This is a genomic window from Nitrososphaerota archaeon, assembly GCA_027887005.1.
GTDB lineage: Archaea > Thermoproteota > Nitrososphaeria > Nitrososphaerales > Gagatemarchaeaceae > UBA183.
In genome coordinates this window covers 1-16,301 of sequence record JAPCJI010000008.1, presented here as the reverse complement: position 1 = coordinate 16,301, position 16,301 = coordinate 1, and the positions used below count along the sequence as shown (strand labels likewise).

General features: G+C 60.1%; 19 protein-coding genes and 2 tRNA genes. 11 read left to right on the top strand and 10 right to left on the bottom strand.

Annotated elements, in window-relative coordinates; genetic code table 11:
- Positions 1 to 88 precede the first annotated feature (88 nt).
- Positions 89 to 382, bottom strand: a complete 294-nt coding sequence (locus OK438_06520; GenBank protein ID MDA4125083.1) for a hypothetical protein — start codon at positions 380 to 382, stop codon at positions 89 to 91.
- Positions 383 to 521: 139 nt separating this feature from the next.
- Between OK438_06520 and OK438_06515 the strand changes: the two genes are divergently transcribed.
- The 4 genes from OK438_06515 to OK438_06500 are packed head-to-tail and all read left to right on the top strand — an operon-like array spanning position 522 to position 3,729.
- Positions 522 to 1,715, top strand: a complete 1,194-nt coding sequence (locus OK438_06515) for a hypothetical protein (GenBank protein MDA4125082.1) — start codon at positions 522 to 524, stop codon at positions 1,713 to 1,715.
- 50 nt (positions 1,716 to 1,765) lie between these two features.
- The gene (locus OK438_06510; GenBank protein ID MDA4125081.1) at positions 1,766 to 2,599 is read left to right on the top strand and encodes a sulfite exporter TauE/SafE family protein; all 834 of its coding nucleotides are present in this window, start codon (positions 1,766 to 1,768) and stop codon (positions 2,597 to 2,599) included.
- A 1-nt stretch (position 2,600) separates the two neighbouring features.
- Positions 2,601 to 2,981, top strand: a complete 381-nt coding sequence (locus tag OK438_06505) for a DUF1634 domain-containing protein (protein MDA4125080.1) — start codon at positions 2,601 to 2,603, stop codon at positions 2,979 to 2,981.
- Positions 2,982 to 3,024: 43 nt separating this feature from the next.
- A complete protein-coding gene (locus OK438_06500; GenBank protein ID MDA4125079.1) occupies positions 3,025 to 3,729 on the top strand; it encodes an HAD family hydrolase in 705 nt (234 codons plus the stop codon).
- Here OK438_06500 and OK438_06495 read toward each other — a convergent pair.
- The 3 genes from OK438_06495 to cpsA are packed head-to-tail and all read right to left on the bottom strand — an operon-like array spanning position 3,719 to position 6,701.
- A complete protein-coding gene (locus tag OK438_06495) occupies positions 3,719 to 4,573 on the bottom strand; it encodes an extradiol ring-cleavage dioxygenase (protein ID MDA4125078.1) in 855 nt (284 codons plus the stop codon). The two genes, OK438_06500 and OK438_06495, sit on opposite strands and share 11 nt — an antisense overlap.
- Positions 4,574 to 4,598: 25 nt before the next feature.
- Complete coding sequence (locus tag OK438_06490; GenBank protein ID MDA4125077.1) at positions 4,599 to 5,510, bottom strand: MBL fold metallo-hydrolase; 912 nt, start codon at positions 5,508 to 5,510, stop codon at positions 4,599 to 4,601.
- Positions 5,511 to 6,701: a carboxypeptidase CpsA gene (cpsA, locus tag OK438_06485; protein MDA4125076.1), complete on the bottom strand. Its 1,191-nt coding sequence runs from the start codon at positions 6,699 to 6,701 to the stop codon at positions 5,511 to 5,513.
- 72 nt (positions 6,702 to 6,773) lie between these two features.
- Between cpsA and OK438_06480 the strand changes: the two genes are divergently transcribed.
- Positions 6,774 to 7,373 (top strand): DUF429 domain-containing protein, encoded by a 600-nt coding sequence (locus OK438_06480; GenBank protein MDA4125075.1) that lies wholly within the window; start codon positions 6,774 to 6,776, stop codon positions 7,371 to 7,373.
- A 69-nt stretch (positions 7,374 to 7,442) separates the two neighbouring features.
- Positions 7,443 to 8,021 (top strand): DUF998 domain-containing protein, encoded by a 579-nt coding sequence (locus OK438_06475; protein MDA4125074.1) that lies wholly within the window; start codon positions 7,443 to 7,445, stop codon positions 8,019 to 8,021.
- Between the two features lie 85 nt (positions 8,022 to 8,106).
- Here OK438_06475 and OK438_06470 read toward each other — a convergent pair whose 3' ends face one another.
- The 3 genes from OK438_06470 to polX form a co-directional block, all read right to left on the bottom strand.
- Positions 8,107 to 8,703 carry a tRNA (adenine(22)-N(1))-methyltransferase TrmK gene (locus tag OK438_06470; protein MDA4125073.1) on the bottom strand — a complete coding sequence of 199 codons (597 nt, stop codon included), beginning with the start codon at positions 8,701 to 8,703 and terminating at the stop codon, positions 8,107 to 8,109.
- Positions 8,704 to 8,796: 93 nt separating this feature from the next.
- A tRNA-Leu gene (locus OK438_06465) sits at positions 8,797 to 8,895 on the bottom strand.
- A 43-nt stretch (positions 8,896 to 8,938) separates the two neighbouring features.
- Positions 8,939 to 10,627 (bottom strand): DNA polymerase/3'-5' exonuclease PolX, encoded by a 1,689-nt coding sequence (polX, locus tag OK438_06460; GenBank protein ID MDA4125072.1) that lies wholly within the window; start codon positions 10,625 to 10,627, stop codon positions 8,939 to 8,941.
- Between the two features lie 57 nt (positions 10,628 to 10,684).
- On the opposite strand from polX, the gene OK438_06455 reads away from it, so the two are divergent.
- On the top strand, positions 10,685 to 10,954 hold the full coding sequence (locus OK438_06455; protein MDA4125071.1) for an Lrp/AsnC ligand binding domain-containing protein: 270 nt from the start codon (positions 10,685 to 10,687) through the stop codon (positions 10,952 to 10,954).
- A 1-nt stretch (position 10,955) separates the two neighbouring features.
- Here the strand turns inward: OK438_06455 and OK438_06450 are convergent, their stop codons facing one another.
- On the bottom strand, positions 10,956 to 12,125 hold the full coding sequence (locus OK438_06450) for a Xaa-Pro peptidase family protein (protein MDA4125070.1): 1,170 nt from the start codon (positions 12,123 to 12,125) through the stop codon (positions 10,956 to 10,958).
- Here OK438_06450 and OK438_06445 point away from each other — a divergent pair.
- Both OK438_06445 and OK438_06440 read left to right on the top strand, forming a co-directional pair.
- Positions 12,115 to 12,960: a proline dehydrogenase family protein gene (locus tag OK438_06445; protein ID MDA4125069.1), complete on the top strand. Its 846-nt coding sequence runs from the start codon at positions 12,115 to 12,117 to the stop codon at positions 12,958 to 12,960. The genes OK438_06450 and OK438_06445 overlap by 11 nt on opposite strands.
- A gap of 104 nt (positions 12,961 to 13,064) precedes the next feature.
- Positions 13,065 to 13,241 (top strand): hypothetical protein, encoded by a 177-nt coding sequence (locus tag OK438_06440; protein MDA4125068.1) that lies wholly within the window; start codon positions 13,065 to 13,067, stop codon positions 13,239 to 13,241.
- 27 nt (positions 13,242 to 13,268) lie between these two features.
- On the opposite strand, the gene OK438_06435 is transcribed toward OK438_06440, so the two are convergent.
- Positions 13,269 to 13,937 (bottom strand): ArsR family transcriptional regulator, encoded by a 669-nt coding sequence (locus tag OK438_06435; GenBank protein ID MDA4125067.1) that lies wholly within the window; start codon positions 13,935 to 13,937, stop codon positions 13,269 to 13,271.
- A 68-nt stretch (positions 13,938 to 14,005) separates the two neighbouring features.
- Between OK438_06435 and OK438_06430 the strand changes: the two genes are divergently transcribed.
- Both OK438_06430 and OK438_06425 read left to right on the top strand, forming a co-directional pair.
- Positions 14,006 to 14,590 carry a GNAT family N-acetyltransferase gene (locus tag OK438_06430; protein ID MDA4125066.1) on the top strand — a complete coding sequence of 195 codons (585 nt, stop codon included), beginning with the start codon at positions 14,006 to 14,008 and terminating at the stop codon, positions 14,588 to 14,590.
- Between the two features lie 36 nt (positions 14,591 to 14,626).
- A complete protein-coding gene (locus OK438_06425; GenBank protein ID MDA4125065.1) occupies positions 14,627 to 16,132 on the top strand; it encodes a gamma-glutamyltransferase family protein in 1,506 nt (501 codons plus the stop codon).
- A 43-nt stretch (positions 16,133 to 16,175) separates the two neighbouring features.
- On the opposite strand, the gene OK438_06420 is transcribed toward OK438_06425, so the two are convergent.
- Positions 16,176 to 16,280: transfer RNA gene (locus OK438_06420), tRNA-Arg, on the bottom strand.
- Positions 16,281 to 16,301 lie beyond the last annotated feature (21 nt).

Genomic DNA, 16,301 nt, shown 5'->3' with positions numbered 1-16,301 from the left:
TTTTTACGTTTGACTGAAGGCGACCGTGCGCGACATGCAACGCAGCCCGCAAGCTGGAGGACGAGTGGCTTCCCCGACCTTCAGAAGACTACTCTTTCTTGTGTTGGGATTCCCAACCGTATTCCGCAAAATCCCAGTGGTGCCTGGAGCCCCAGATGACCCATCCCACGCTTACCAGCAGGGCTGTGATGACCAGCGAAACTATGGTGACGATGACGTTCTGAAACAGGCTGTACCCGTTCGACCAATAAAGGGCGTAGAGGAGTATGAAGACTAGCCAGGCTATGATTACCAATATGGTGGCCACTACCGGCGCCACAGGCCAGGGTCTCCCCATCCTCGCGGGCTGCTCGCTTTGGCGGAGAAGACCCGAACTCTTCACAGCGGGCCTGGGGCCCGGGGTTGTAATAAAGCCGACCACGCCTCGAAGATTCATCGAGCGACTTCGACAGCTGGATACACTTCCCAGAACCCACGAATTGTTTTAAGGCCACAAGCTCGGCCTCGTCGGAATCGTTTCCATGTCCGCCCCGGGTCTGCACAACTACATCACGCAGTCCAGGTCTCGGGTGAAGGGGAACAAGAACGCCCCGAAAGCCGAATTCCTCCCCCTGCTCAGAAAGGCGAAGGATACCCTGGACCGATCGCAGGCGATGTCGTTGAAGGCCAACCTGAACGGGATCGTTGTCGAGCTCATCACCAACAGCGACCACCAGGCCGCCTTCTGGGGAAAGAATTGGTGGCCCGCTGCGGACGGCCTTGCCTCCCAGGCGCAGATCTATTCCGTCACCGGGGTCGAAGGAGCCGATCCTTCCGCCCAGTACTGCCCTGAGCTCCACACTGCCCTCTTCCTGAACACGGAATACTACGGCCAGTGCAAATCCTGGGCTCTGGGAATCGCCGCAGCGATACTGGAGAAGAGTTTCAACACCCTGTCAATCCACGGAGCCACTGCCCTCTACAAGGGAAAGGGTGTCGTGATTATCGCCCCGACTGGCACCGGGAAGACGACCCAATCGTTCAGGATATTCCTCAACAAGGAGGGCAAGATCTGCGGAGACGACTGGGCCTACGTGTCCTTCCCCGACCCCGCGCCTCCACGCCCGTCGGCCCCCCTCGTCGCCAGGCAGCCAGAGCGGGCCCTCTACATGAGGTCAGAATCCCAAAAGGAGCAGCCTTGGCTGCGGGGTGTCTTCGACAGGTCCATGAACGAGAACGTGACCATGCGGAAGGAGGACTGCGAGTACCCGGAGGGGCCCGACCACTGTTCAGTGACAGGCAAGAGATGCGTTTTCAACGACGGGATGAACTGGTGCTACTACTCCTTTGGAAACTCGCGAGTCCTGGTCGAAAGAGAGGCAATCCTCGGCCCTGGAAAGGTGGTGGACGAAGTCCCTGTCAACCTCGTGGTCCTGCTGAGGAGGGACGACCACAGCCCGGCAGAGGAGGCACTGACCCCCGATCAGGCAATCGCCACCCTGCAGAAAGGGGAGTATATGATTCTCCCTGGCGCCGGCCCCAAGGAGAAGTGGGGGACGATTTCGAACGAACCCTGGTACAACCCCTACCTGCTGGAGCTCGACAACGAGAGGCAGGCCGCCTTCTTCAGGGAGATGTTCGAGAACTGGAAGGTACCCTGCATCATCCTCAACACCGGAGTCGAAGGCATCGACGCTTCCCATCGGAAGATCGTCTCCGCCCTCGAAGAAGCTTGAAGCGGGCACTTTGAAATAGCCTACATCGAACTTCAAAGCGGGAGTAGCCATTGATAGGAATACTCGAGGCCCTCGTCTTCGCAGTCTTCGCAGGCCTCGTGGGCTCCATAGTCGGGATCGGCGGCTCTCTGATCCTTACGCCGGTCCTGGTCTTCTTCGGGGTCCCGATTCAATATGCCATCGGCGCAAGCATGGTCGCCATAGTCGCGACCTCGAGCGGCTCGGCGTCGTCCTACGTCAGGGATGGCCTCTCCAACATCAGGGCCGCCTTCTACCTCGAGATCTTCACTGCGGTGGGCGCCATCATCGGCGCAGTGGTAACCAGCTACCTAGTCAACGGCCAGACGCGCTACCTCTACTTCTTCTTCGCCGCTTTCCTCCTCACGTCCTTCTACGGGATTTTCAGCAGGAAAGGAGGACGGGCCGTCGCCGTCCAGCCCGACAGTCTTGCGAGGTCCCTGAAGCTCGAAGGGACCTACTTCGACAAGCAGAGCGGAACCCAGGTTACCTATTCGCTGACTCGACCTCTCTTGGCGGCCCCCGGTATGGTCGTCGCAGGGATAGCAGCTGGGATGCTCGGAATCGGTGCCGGGGCCTTCAAGACTTCGGTCCAGGAGATCGTGATGGGAATGCCCACCAAGGTGGCCTCGGCGACCAGCAATTTCATAATCGGCATGACCGCCCTTGCAGGTGCTTCGGTGTACATCTGGTCAGGCCTGGTCTACGTGAACCTCGCGGCCGTCCTGGCAATCGGGACGACGATTGGTTCGTTCGGCGGGGCGCGAGTCCTCCCGAGGATGACCAACAGATCGGTCCGTCTGCTGTTCATGGTGGTGCTGGTCATCCTGATCGTCGAAATGCTCTTCAAGGGGGTGTCGGCCTGAATTGAGTTCGCGAGGAACGACCCTCCAGGTCGGAATAAGCTGGATTCTGCGAGCAGGAGTCGGCCTCAGCCTCGTCCTCGAAACCGCGGGAATCCTGCTCAGCTACCAGCAGACAGGCGACTCGTCTCTGACCGTCCCATCGGCAGCATGGCTCGCGAAGGGTGGAAACTTCTTCGGCTTCGCATTGAATAGCCTCACCTCGGTCTTCTCCGGCGCAAACCCCGCCGGAATCGCATCCCTCGGCGTGGCCGTCCTAATGCTGACGCCATATGCCCGGATAATTGCGGCACTGGTGTACTACCTCATCGAGCGTGACTGGAAGTACGTCGGCATCACTTCCATCGTCTTCTCTGTGATCACCCTCGGCCTCCTCTTCCTCTAGGGCCAGGAAACCCATTTAGCCCCAGGAATCGAAAACCAGACCCATGAGGACAAAGGCAGTCTTCTTCGACCTTGGAGGCACCCTTCTCGTCATGCGGAGAGACAGGGTGTTCAGGAGCGTCCTCGCCGAGGCAGGCATGGAGGTTGGCCTCGAGCAAATCCATACCGCCTACCTCAAGGTCGAGTCATGGTGGCTTTCGACCTATGGCAACAGGAAGATGAACCCTGAGCAGACCGACAGGGCCTACAGGGACCTGGACGCGAAGGTCTTCCTGGACCTCTTCCCCAAGGGGGCTCCGGAAAAGTCGGAGCGGATAGCGAGGCTAGCGGGCGAAAGGTGGCCGGAGCTCGAGAAGACGATCCCCCTGGAGCTGTACTCCGACGCGCTGCCTCTGTTGGAGAGGCTCTCCAAGGACGGCTACATCATGGCGCTCGTCTCCAACGCTCCCCCCGACACGGGCAGGGCCGTCGACGCGCTAGGGCTTCCACGCTACCTCAGGACCGTTATCATATCCGGGGTCGTCGGCTATTCGAAGCCGCACCCCGAGATTTTCCGGATAGCACTGCGCCAGTCGGGCGTACAGCCCGAAGAGACCATTCACGTCGGCGACCTCTACGAATCCGACGTGGTTGGTGCGCGGAACGCAGGAATCGACGGAATCCTAATCGACAGGGAAGGTACCCAGACTGGGGTGGACTGCCCAAGAATCGGGTCCTTGGCCGAAGTCTACGACCACCTCAAGCGCTAGGCGCCCTGTCCCCAGGACTTGGGCGCCTCGAAAACCTCGCACAGAGCATCCCATAGTAGGTCGGGACCTGGTAGGACACGACCCTGCCATCCATCGGGACCATCGACAGGACCCCAGCAAGCATGGCCATTTGCCAAAAGCTGTCAGGTTTCGCTGCCTCGATGAGGCTCGGGTCGAAGTCCAGAATCGAATCCAGCCTATTCCGGCGGACCGCCTCGACCACCTTCCGGTCGTATTCCTCGGCCCGCGGACTGAACCCGTAGGGCCCGTCCTCTCTATGAGCGTGGGCCTGGTCCGAACTCGCCACGAAGGCTATGCGCTTCGTAGTCTCAGCCGCGACCTCGGCCACCGCTCTCCCGAAGTCGAAGTTCTGCTTCAAGGGTATCCCTCTCGAAGGGGTGACGATCAGGACCCTACTCTTGCGTCTCCGTCCCTTCAAGAAGAACCAGAGAGGGACCAATGTTCCCCAGTCCATGGCAAGGTCTGATGACGGGCCTTCGAGACCGCCGTAGTTTGCGCCTGCCACGGGGAGCCCCATGGCCTCGGCCTGGTCAATCAACGCCCTTCCAAGCTCGAGGTCGCACTTCGCCCTGAGCTTGACTTCTGCCTTGCCCTCCGCCAGCCTCCCTGAGGTGTTCTCGGAGATCACCACCCCGATGTGCTTCTGGAGCCGCAGGTTGTGCGGGGTTGCTATGACTAGGGTGTCTGGAGCCGACGCGGTCATCCCCCGCGCAAGGGTCCTCATCCCCTCCCTCGTTGGCGCGAATAACCTGAGGGACTCCCCGGCCAGGGAAGGGATAGTCTCCCCCCCGTGCGGCGCTATGCAAGCGTAGACGACGGGCATGAAAACGAACGCCCTTTCTGAATATTCAAGTTTTCCTGTTAAGATACTGCATGATCCCCATCACGGAGGTCCTGATTGAGACCTTCACGTAGATCGGCAGGTCCTTTACGCCGGTCTCCGCCGAGACCCTCAGTTCCATGGCTACCGCCGCGTCGTCGACGCTCGCGCCCCTTCCTCTCATGTCCCCCACATCCCTCACCCACCGCATCACCTTCTCCTTGGTGTTCTCGAAAACATAGGCCACGTCCGACCTGGGTCCGAAGTGAGGGGTCAGAAGCCTGACCGGGCCCATCAGCTCTAGGGACCTCACACTCGATACGAGCCGGTCTGGGTCGAAGCTCGGGGGAGGGGTCGTCGGAATCACGGTGCTCAGCTCAGGATAGACTATGCCGACCGCGTCCGCCGTCAGTAGGTCCTTGCTCTCATCCAGCATCACCGAAATCTGATGGGGAGCATGGCCGGGGCTGTGGACCAGGGTCGCAGTCATCCCATCTCCCAGGTCCAGGTGGGCCTCCGTGTCGACCGCCGTGATCCTCCCCATCTGGATTGGCTCGGGCGCACCGTAGAGCTGCATGATCACCTCGCCAAAGACCTTCGTTGCACTCTCCATCAGTTTCGTTGGGTCGACAAGGTGGGGGACGGCCTTTTGATGAGCTATGACCTCTGCGTTCGGCATGTCCCTGAGCAGGCGCCCCGCTGCGCCAGAATGGTCCAGATGCACGTGCGTAGGGATTAGGTACCGCACATCCGACGGCGCGACCCCGATCTCTGCCAGTCCCTCGAGCACACTCTCATAGGACGAAGCGTAGCCGCAGTCGACCAGGGCGACCTTCGGGCCCTTGATGACGTAGGCGGCGACAGTCTTCGGCTGGCCGAGCGCGTAGGTGTCCAGCATGTAGACTCGGTCGGCGAGCTTGGTGGAGTAGATTCTGTCCACCTACTGCGGTCCCTTTGGGTTCCCGAATTCGAACGCCAGCATGGCGAGCGAAGCCGCCCCGTACTTCAGGACGTCTTCGTCCACCTTGAACCTCGAGCTGTGGTTTGGATACACGCATCCCTTAGACGGATTGTTCGTCCCCAGAAAGTAGAATGTTCCCGGCGCCTTTTGCAGGAACCGCGAAAAATCCTCCCCTCCTAATATCGCCTCGATCTCCTTGACCTTCGTCCCCGGAATCCTCCTGAGGACCTTTTCTGCGCCTTCCGTCGCCTTCGCGTCGTTCACCGTCACCGGGTAGGCATCTTCCTCGAACTCCACCTCCGCGCGAGCGCCGAAGGTCCTGCACACTCCCCTCGCCACCTCAGCCACTTTCGTTTTCGCCCTCCGCCTGGTCGCTTCGTCAAGGGTCCTTATCGTGCCGTCCAACACCGCCTCGTCCGGGATTATGTTCTCCTTGGTCCCCGAGTGGACCGCGCCCACGGAAATCACGAAGGGCCTAACTGGGTCGATCATCCTGGATGACACCCCCTGCAGCGCCAGAATCAGCTGGGCGGCTATGTAGATCGGGTCGACCGTCTCATGGGGCGCCGAGCCATGCCCTCCTCTTCCGATTATCCTGATCTTGAAGGTGTCCGGGGCGGCCGCAATCGCGCCCTCCTTCATCCCGAAAACGCCCGAGTTCCGGTTGCTGTCGATGTGAAGCCCAAAGACGAAATCCACCTTGGGGTCCTTCATCACCCCGTCCTCGATCATTGGCATGGCTCCTCCCCTGCCCCCGTTCTCCTCTGCAGGCTGGAAGAGGAACTTCACCGTCCCCTGCAGATCCTTCCTGTGGTTTGCGAGTATGCGGGCAGCCCCCAGGAGCATAGCAACGTGCGTGTCATGGCCGCAGGCGTGCATCACCCCCGTCTTCCCGGACTTGAACTCAACATCTGCCAGCTCCTGCACGGGAAGCGCGTCCATGTCTGCCCTCAAGGCGACCACTCTACCCTTCTTCGCCCCCTTCAGGGTCCCCAGCACACCTGTTCCGCCCACCCCCGTCTTCACGCTGATCCCAAGCGCTTCCAGCCTCTCCGCCACGATCTTTGCAGTCCCGGTCTCGTGGTAGGCCAGTTCAGGCCGCTGGTGTATGATCCTCCTGGTCTTGATGATTTCTGGCTCGATGGCCGCGGCCTCCGCAAGGAAATCCATGCGGTGTCCATCTCGGCAGGGGCGGATAAAAGGTCTCATTCCGGAGGTTGGGATTCGGGGGGCGAGATTGAATTGAGCGTAGTTGGCATCGACCTTGCGGGGAGCGAGAAGAGAAACACCGGCTTCTGCGTCATGGACAGCCGGATGCACTGCCGCACGGCGGTCCTCCACACCAACGCGGAGATACTTGAGCAGACCTTCGCTGCGCGACCCAGGGTCGTGAGCATCGACGCCCCCTTGTTCCTGCCCAAGGGAAGGGAGAGCTTGGAAAAGCGGGGCCCGCCGCACTTCAGAGAATGCGACAAGGAACTCCTCAGGATGCATATCAGGTTCTTCCCGATATCGCTCGGCCCCATGCGAATGCTTACGGCCCGGGGGATGAAGCTCAGAGCCGACCTTGAAGGCGGCGGCCTCGAGGTCATCGAGAGCTTCCCCGGGGCCATCCAGGATCTGCTGGGCATGCCCCGCAAGCAGGGGGGCCTCCCATTGCTTGCGGCTGCACTGGAGAAGTACGGCATAGACCTCGGACGTCCCTCAGGCGAGCTGAACGGGGACGAACTGGACGCGGTCACTTCTGCCCTCGTCGGCCTCCACTATGCCAAAGGTGAGTTCAGGGCTATCGGTAACCCCGAGGAGGGGTTGATGATTCTCCCAAGACCTCTCGGGGAATAGGAAGCGTGGGACGGGCCGTGAATCCCCCTTCGCTTACATTTTTAACGCAGATAGGGAGAGCAAAGGGGCATGACGTTCTCGAACCCGGCGAAAGCAGGCGTCGCGCTGTTCATCGGCACGGTTCAGTTCGGAATATTCATGATAGTCGCCGAAGCAGTCTGGCCAAGCTACAGCGTCTCGACAAACTACATCAGTGACTTGGGCGCGAACCTGCCCTCTTCCCAGATCTACAACCCGTCAATTGTGGTCCTCGGTGTCTCTGTGCTAGTCGCTGCGTTATTCCTTCAGCGGTCTTTTCACTGGAAGCCCGCAACCTGTCTGATGGTACTGGCAGGCATCGGCGCGGTGGGTGTGGGCTTGTTTCCCGAAGGGTCACCGTTTTCCCTGCATTCAATCTTTTCTCTAGTCGTCTTCCTCTTCGCCGGCCTTTCCGCCATCGTCACGTCGAGGTTCCAGAAGACACCACTGTCATACTTCGCCATGATTTTGGGAGCGGGGACTCTGCTCGCCCTTATCCTCTACGTGGGCCAGATTTACCTCGGTCTGGGTGCCGGCGGGATGGAGCGGATGGTGGTGTACCCGGTCCTTCTATGGGCAATCGGGTTCGGCGGTCATCTGATGGGCATGGAAGACATGCCGCGTCCCTGAAGCCGGTCAGAAAGGCCGGAATCGACACCAGGAATCGAATGACTAGGTTCTCGCGCCCAGAGCGGGAGCCGTTCCATGCGGCGAATCATCTCCCCTGGAACCGTTCCTTCATCATGCGCTTGAAGGCCCGCTTGTCGTAGCGGTACTCCCTGTCAGCGTCCAGTTCTTCATAGAACTCATCTAAGGAGGTCCTCTTGGACAGGACCTTCGAAGTCCAAAGATCCACGTCCTTCGTCTTCTTGAATGGCATCTTCATCAAGTAGAATGGATAGTCCGCAGCATCAGGTAGAATCCCCACAAAGGGGAGGAAGAGGCTCACGACCCTTGAACCAGTACCGAGATGCTTCTCGAAAAAGGGGACATCCTCCTCGATTTCCTCGAGGCCAGAGTACACGATGGTCGCTTCGGAAATGTCCGACTCCATGAAGTCCTCATTCCTGATTTGGATCCGGTCTGTCAATGCCTGCTTCCTAACTGAGGCCGCTGCCTTGGCCGCCCTTCCCCTGTGCAATTCGATTCCGACCGCCTTCTTGACTCCGAACTCGGCGACCGCAGCAATGCAGAGCTGACCGCGCCCGCATCCGAGGTCGTAAAACACGTCTTCCTCCTTTGCCCCCGCAAGACGAAGCAACTTCCTGATGTGTCTGCCGCTTTGGTAATCTTCAGGACCCAGCCGGTTCATCGGTTGCTCGAACTAGACGCGGTCTTTGCCATCACCTAAACAAGCATTGCGCAAGGGGAATCCTAGGGGCGTTCAATTTCTCGGTTCTGTTGATGCGGGGGGTGGGATTCGAACCCACGAACCCCTGAGGGACGGGATTTCTCAGGATACCGCTTAAGTCCCGCCTCGTTGACCAGGCTTGAGTACCCCCGCATTTGAACCGCGGTCGAACTTCCGTTATTAAGTTGGGGCTGAATCACGAAACGGAGTTCAGAAGGCCTTTCAAACTCTTCGCATTCATTACGGACTTCGCGCCAACCCAGGCCCTCCTCGCCACAGTCACCCCGTAGCCCACGTTGTCCAGCTCTCCAACTCCATGGGCGTCCGAGTCAATTACAATAGGTACTCCCTCCTCCATAGCCTTCCTCCCCCACACCTCATCCATGTCCAGCCTCTTCGGGCTCCCGTCGATCTCCAGGGACTTTCCGTTGTCCTTCGCGGTCTTGATGACCTTCCCGAGGTCGATGGGATTCCCCTCCCTCCGCCCGATCAGCCTGTTGGTTGGGTGGCAGAGGAAGTCGACGGACGGATGAGACAGCGCCTTCACCGCCCTCTCCGTCAACTTCTGCGCGTCCTGTCTGAAGTTCTGGTGAAGCGAAGCCCCCACGAGGTCGAACTCGTCCAGGAACTTCCTGTCGAAGTCAAGCGAACCGTCACTCTTGATCTCAACTTCGACCGCCCTGAGCACCCTGAAGGGAGCCAGCTTATCGTTCAGGCTCTCTATCTCATTCCACTGCTTCCTGAACCTCTCTTCTGTGAGCCCATTGGCCACCCTCACCGACACTGAATGGTCCGTGACCGCCACGTACTCGTACCCCCGCTCCTTCCCGGCCAGTGCCATCTCCTCCAGGGAGGCGGACCCGTCGCTCCAGGTCGTGTGCATCTGGACGTCTCCCTTCAAGTCGTCCAATTTGACCAGGTCCGGGAGCTTTCCTTCCCGCGCGGCATCGATCTCCCCGTGGTTCTCCCTTAGCTCGGGAGGAATGTACCCGAGTCCCAGCTTGGCGTACACCTCCTCCTCAGTCCTCCCGGCCACCCTCTTGGCCCCTTTGTCGAACAGCCCATACTCGTTGAGCTTCCAACCCTTCTCGATGGCGAGGTTCCGCAGGGCGATGTTATGGTCCTTCGACCCCGTGAAGTACATCAATGCGGCCCCGTACTCGTCCTCGCTGAACAGCCGGACGTCCACCTGCTCGCCCTCCTCTAGCTTCACACTGGTGCGCTTGGGCCCGCTCTCCAACACCTGGGCGACCCCGGGGCACCTCTTCATCGCCTCCATCACCCGACCGTCGGTCGAGAGGAGGTCCAGGTCACCCACCGTGCTCTTCCCCCTCCTCAGACTCCCCGCCATCCCCACCTGAATGCCGAGGGCTCCGAAGTAGGCCGACAGCTTCTGGAAGACCCCCTCCGCCTCGGGGAGCAGCATCCTCTTCTCGAAGCTCTGAAGCTTCTCGATCCCTGTCAGAAACGACGCTCTGGCGCTAGCGCCGAATTCGCTGTCCAGCCTCCCGGTCTCAAGGGCCTTCTTCAGCTCCTCGACGCTCGTGATTCCGAGCTCGTGGGAAAGCCTATGCGCAATTCTCGGCCCCACTCCCTGGACCTTCATCAGGAGCGGCACCCCCGGAGGCGTCTTCGCCTGCAAGTCCTGCAGGATCCGCAGCTTCCCTGTGCTGAGATACTCGTCGATTTTCCTCGCTATCCCCTCTCCGACGTACTTGATCTCCTCCAGCCTCTGCTGCCTCCAGAGCTCCTCCACGTCCTCCTCCATGTTCCGGATACTCGTCGCGGCGCGATGGTACGCGATGACCTTGAACCGGTCCTCCCCGTTGGCCTCCACCAGGTCCCCGAGCCTGTCGAGCACCCCTGCAACCTCCTGGTTCTTCATGGCAGCGTTCCGAACGACGAGAGTTTTAAAAGCGCAACCTTTCCAGCTCCATCAATCATGGCAAAATTCCAGAAAGCCTTCATCCTCCTTAGGGTGGCCCCCGGCCACGAGAAGAAGGTCCTCGACGACCTCATGAAGGTGTCGGAAGTCAAGGAGGCACACATAGTTCCCGGAGAATGGGACATCCTGGCCGTGGTCGAGTCCCAGAAGGAGATAATCGTCCCGAGCGACGAACGAATCTATCGGATAATCCTGGACAAGGTCTCGAAGATCAAGTACATCAAGGACACTCAGACCCTGGTCTCCCAGTTCTCGAAGACGAAGTAGTCTACTTCCACCAGCCGAATTCCTTCGGGGTGTCCGTGGTCACGACCCCCTTCCTCCCCTCGACCAGCACGTCGTCCTCGATGCGCACCCCCAGCCTTCCTCTCCGATAGACCCCGGGCTCGACTGTGTAGCACATCCCCCTCCTGAGCTTCTCCCTACCCCCTTCGATGATGTACGGGGCTTCGTGGACCTCGAGCCCTAATCCGTGGCCAGTCCTATGAATGAAATACTCCCCCAGCCCCGCCCTGGTCAGCACTTCCCTGGCTGCCCCGTCAACCTTCCCCACCTCGACGCCCTCCGCCCCTGCCAGGATAGCACCTTCCTCCGCTTCGAGGACCTTCTGGTAGACCTTCTCAACGTCGCGGGCCGCCCCGATACAGAAAGTCCGTGTGATGTCCGCGTAGTATCCCTCGAAGGTGGCCCCGACGTCGAAGATGATGCTCTCCCCTCTCCTGACCTTCTTGGAGGACGGAAGGGAGTGGGGGTCCGCCGCCCTCGCCCCAGACTGGACCAGCATCGCATCGACCTTGCTCGCCCCATTCGTGTAGATCAGTTCGGTGGCCGCCTTCGCCAGCCAGGCCTCTGCGACTCCGTCCTTGATCAGGTCAGGAAATCCTTCGAACGACTTGCCGAGTATCTCCGCCGACTTCTTTAGGAGTCCTACCTCGGTTTCGTCTTTGACCTCCCTCAGCCCCTGCAGAACCGGCTCCGCGTCCTCAAACTTCGTCGCGCCCAACCTCATCAGCTTGCTCAGAAAGAGGAACGGGACCTTCCCCTCGACCCCCCACCTCCCACCGAGCCTAGCCGAACTTGACGCCTCGCTGATGGCACCCGCCGACCCCTGGGAATCCGTCCACGAGTGAATCGCCAGGGGCATCGGACACTCCCTGTAGGGCCCCGCCTCCAGCGCAGGCGCAACCAGGTTCGCGCCTCCCTCCCTCGTGACGAGGAGCATGAACGGCCTTTCCAGGAGGAGCGACTCGACTCCAGTGAAGTATTGCATGTTCGGTCCTGGCACGATTACCACGCCGTCGAGGTCGACAGCCGACAGGTTCTCCCTTAGCCGTGCCAGCCGCGCCGCATAGCTCGCCTTCGGTGTCACCACGCCACCAGTCTCGCCATAATCCGTTAATATCTTGTCCAGTCGGCGATGCTCCGTCTTGGGACTCAAGGAACTGTTCCTTCTAGGACTGGCGAAGCGCTGGATTTCGGGGGTGGACCTCGATTCCGCCGTGAAGGACGCCCAGAAGGCCAACGCCAGGGGAATGGGTGCAGTAGTGAACTTTCTTGGAGAGGAGATCACCGACCCCACTGCTGCGGACGCGGCCACAGACGAATACCTCAGGCTGCAGCAGGCCATCGCGGACAAGGGAGTCAGAGGGTTTGTTTCCCTCAAACTTACACAGCTGGGCCTCGGAGCCGACGAGTCGGGAGCAGCGGCACGGTTCGAGAAGGTGGCAGCAAACGCAGGGAAACTGAACCAGGCCCTGTGGGTGGACATGGAAGGCTCCAAGTTCACCGATGATACCATCGCCATGTACGCGAGAACTCTGGAACGCCATCGGAACCTGGGAATCGCTCTCCAGGCGTACATGAGACGGAGCGAGGCCGACCTCAAGCACCTCTTGGACCTGGGTGCGATGGTCAGGCTCGTCAAGGGAGCCTATCGTGAGAGCAGGGAGGTAGTGTTCCCAAGCAGGAAGGAAGTCTCTGCCAACTACGGCAGGCTGTTGGCGATGCTCTTCGAAGGAGGCGACAGGTTCGCTGTGGGCACCCACGACTCCGCCCTCATCGACGAGGCGAAGAAGCTCGCGGGGTCTAGTCACGCTGAATTCGAGTTCGAGATGCTCAAGGGCATCCGCGACGAGCTGAAGCGAGAGCTGGTTGGTTCGGGATACAGCCTTTCGGAGTACCTCCCCTATGGGGACAGGTGGTTCGCCTACTCCAAGAGGAGGATAACCGAGCACCCGAGCAACGTCTGGCTCCTGCTCCGGTCGCTGGTCTGACGGCCTCCTGGCCGAGGCGGGTAGCGACCGTTGATTACAGGCTCAACTACTCTAGACTCCCCCCGCAAAATACCCGATGCGGCCTCATTGCTTGGCAGATTCAAATGACCGAATACCAAAAGGGGCAAATCTGGGGAGCCTTAAGGAAGGCTTGGAAGGGCTATCGGATCGCCAAGGTCCAGAACGACAATCCAAGGATGAAAGAGTACGCGACCCGCATCCGGACCCTACAGGGCCAGCTTGGAGTTCCCAAGGCCGATTTCCCGAATGTAGGACTGTAGAGGAGCACCGCTCCTCTTCTTCCTTTTTTAGTCTGAAGCGTTTAGGTCTTCTTCTATCTCTTCCAGAATCTCACCGACGACCCTCTGCTGAAGGCCGAGCGACGCAGACATGTCCCCTATCCCGTCCCTCTGCTCCCTCATGATGTACCTGAGCACCTTCTTCCTGTCTGCGGTGCCAAGGGACGTCGTCGCCTTCGCGGCTTCCTTCAGCGCCAGGCCCCGGAGATACAGCAGTACCGCCCTCTGCTCCTCCATTTCGTGGAGCTTCCTGTCAACCTCGGCAATCATCTGCGCCAGCGGCCTGATCTTCGAAGCTTCCTCCGGGTACCTCAGCGCGTCGTTTACCTGAGCCATCACCTGGCTGTGCTCCCCCGGCTCATTGGCGCCCGGAACCGCCCCGAAAGAGAAGATCCGCGCCCTGAACCAACTTGGGGCTAGGTCGATCGTCACCGAGAAGCTCTTCTTCAGCAGGTACTCCTTCCTCTGAGGTCCCCTCGGACTGTCCTCGAGCATGGTGCTCACGAGGCCCGCGTCCTCCATGGTAACCAGGTGCTTGGCGACCAGCTGCTGACTCAGGCCCAGCTCCTTCGACAGCTGCAGCTGGTAGTTGGGCTCCTGGCTCAACCGAGCGATTATCCTCCTTCTTATGGGATTCTCCACCGTCCCCAATACTGCGTCTAACTCAGATTGACCCACTAGTCATCACCCAGAGGTTGTATAGCGGATGACTCTTCTATAAATAGATTCGAAGAGGGTCGGAAGTGATGAAGACGGAGTCTCCGGAGCCCCACGTGCACGGTGCGCGCTCATCCAAACAGCTCTCCAAAGCAACCTGGCCGGACTTCGAGGAGTTCTTCGCCGCCAACAACGGGGTCTGGGGAGGGTGCTGGTGCATGTTCTTCCACGCACCGGAAAAGTGGGACGTCAAGCAGTACCAGAGGAACAGGAAGGCGAAGCACTCCCTGGTGAACGAAGGGCACGCCCACGGGACCCTTGTCTACTGCGGCCAGGACCCGGTCGGCTGGTGCCAGTTCGGCCCCAAGGAGGAGCTGCCGAGGATCGACCGAAGGAAGGGGTACACCCCGACGGCCAACGACATCTGGCGGATCACCTGCTTCTTCATCTCAAGGACCCACAGGAAGATGGGCTTCGCAGAACTTGCGGTGAAAGAATCGGTCGCATCCATGAAAGACCTCGGCGTGACGAGCATAGAGGCCTATCCGGTCGAAGGCAAGCTGTCCGCCTCCCTCCTGTGGAGCGGGACTCCGAAGCTATTCGAAGAGGCAGGCTTCTCCCCCGTCCGTCCACTGGGGAAGAGCAGCTGGGTCTATTCGCTCAGCACGCGTTAGATTTCTTATTAACGCACAGGGATTCTGGTCCGACACTTGGCACCCAGCAAGACAATCAGAGCCGAGCACGCTGCGGTGGCGAGCGAGCAACCCCTAGCAACCCTCGCCGCCTATGACGTTCTTAAGAGAGGTGGAAACGCCTTCGACGCAGCAGTCGCGACGAGCTTCACCCTCGCAGTAACGTTCCATCCTGCCGGCGGTCTGGGAGGTGATTTCTTCGGCATGCTCTACGAAGCGAAGACTGGCGAAGTCCACTGTCTGAACGGCAGCGGCTGGGCCCCTTCCGGGCTGACTCTCGACCTGGTGAAATCAATGGGGAACGACATCCCCCAGTTCGGCCCCCTCACCTGCATGGTCCCCGGGTTCGTGGCCGGGGTCTGGGAGATGCACCGGAAACTGGGGACCGAAGATTTCGGGAAGCTCCTCTCACAACCCCTCGAATACGCTTCTGCCGGATTCCCCGCAGGAGACGGGATCTGCCGGTCGGTTGAAGGAGCCTACTCCGAGCTGTCCAAGGAAGCGAAAGCCGTCTTCGCCCCGAAGGGAAGACCTCTGGCTCCCGGAGACCGGGTCCGACAGGAGAACCTGGGCAGGGTCATCTCAGAGGTCGCAGCCCTTGGGCCCGACGGCTTCTACTCAGGCTGGCCAGCGTCGAAGGTCAGCGACACCATGGAGGATCTTGGCGTCGAATGGAAAAAGGAGGACCTCCGCGACTTCAAACCTGAATGGGTCGAGCCCCTCAAGCTCGATTACAGAGGCACAACCGTCTACGAGATGCCCCCCAACAGTATGGGCGCGACATGTCTCTTGATGCTCAAGCTACTTGAGGACAAAGGCCTTTCGAAAACCGGCCCTCTGTCCCGCCAGAGAATCCAGACCACAATGGGGGCTGTCCTGACGGCGTATTCGCGCAGGGACGCAATCCTTGGTGATCCGAGGTTCTCCAACATCGACCTTACGAAGTTCATGGAGGCCGACGGTCAGTCCGAATTTCCAAGGAGCAGGATCAGCCCCGGAGATACCACTGTCTTCTCCATTGTCGACGCCGAAGGCAATCTCGTCTCCGGCATCCAGAGCCTCTTCAACCATTTCGGGTCTCGAGTCTTCGTCCCCGAGTGCGGGATCATGCTCAACAACCGAGGGAGAGGCTTCAGCCTGTCCGGGCCGAACTCCGTTCAGCCCCGGAAGCGTCCCCTCAACACCCTCTCTTCGATGCTCCTCGAGCGCGACGGCAGACCCTACATGGCGATAGGGACCAGCGGAGGAGACTACCGCCCCCTGCAGCACACGCTCTTCGTCACGAACGCAGTTGACTACGGAATGCCCCTCGAGCAGGTGGTAGGACACCCCAGGTTCCTCTGGGGTGGAGCCAAGAGTCTCCTCATTGAGGCGGGATACGAAACGCCCACTTCGGGAGGGTACGACCTCCAATGGCTTCCCATGCCAGGAAGGACAGGGGTCTGCCAGGGGGTCGAGATCTCCGAGAACTATCGCAAAGCTGTCTGCGACCCGCGAGGGGACGGCATCCCGGCCGGATACTGAGGGTCAGGCACGCCTCCTGTCCCCCGTTCAAGCGTGACATGAGCGGGCCCGGTGGGATTTGAACTCACGACCTACAGCTCTCTTCCCAGGAGGGTAGGAGGCTGCCGCGCTGTCCATATTTCGCTCATTTGATCTGCGCTACGGGCCCAACCGACAGCCGTGAAAAGGT

What these genes read in the sequence shown, in the direction of transcription:
- OK438_06515 (MDA4125082.1), top strand. Translation starts at nt 522, where the DNA reads ATGTCCGCCCCGGGTCTGCACAACTACATCACGCAGTCCAGGTCTCGG.
- OK438_06500 (MDA4125079.1), top strand. Translation starts at nt 3,025, where the DNA reads ATGAGGACAAAGGCAGTCTTCTTCGACCTTGGAGGCACCCTTCTCGTC.
- OK438_06495 (MDA4125078.1), bottom strand. Translation starts at nt 4,573, where the DNA reads ATGCCCGTCGTCTACGCTTGCATAGCGCCGCACGGGGGGGAGACTATC.
- cpsA (MDA4125076.1), bottom strand. Translation starts at nt 6,701, where the DNA reads ATGGATTTCCTTGCGGAGGCCGCGGCCATCGAGCCAGAAATCATCAAG.
- OK438_06475 (MDA4125074.1), top strand. Translation starts at nt 7,443, where the DNA reads ATGACGTTCTCGAACCCGGCGAAAGCAGGCGTCGCGCTGTTCATCGGC.
- OK438_06470 (MDA4125073.1), bottom strand. Translation starts at nt 8,703, where the DNA reads ATGAACCGGCTGGGTCCTGAAGATTACCAAAGCGGCAGACACATCAGG.
- polX (MDA4125072.1), bottom strand. Translation starts at nt 10,627, where the DNA reads ATGAAGAACCAGGAGGTTGCAGGGGTGCTCGACAGGCTCGGGGACCTG.
- OK438_06455 (MDA4125071.1), top strand. Translation starts at nt 10,685, where the DNA reads ATGGCAAAATTCCAGAAAGCCTTCATCCTCCTTAGGGTGGCCCCCGGC.
- OK438_06440 (MDA4125068.1), top strand. Translation starts at nt 13,065, where the DNA reads ATGACCGAATACCAAAAGGGGCAAATCTGGGGAGCCTTAAGGAAGGCT.
- OK438_06430 (MDA4125066.1), top strand. Translation starts at nt 14,006, where the DNA reads ATGAAGACGGAGTCTCCGGAGCCCCACGTGCACGGTGCGCGCTCATCC.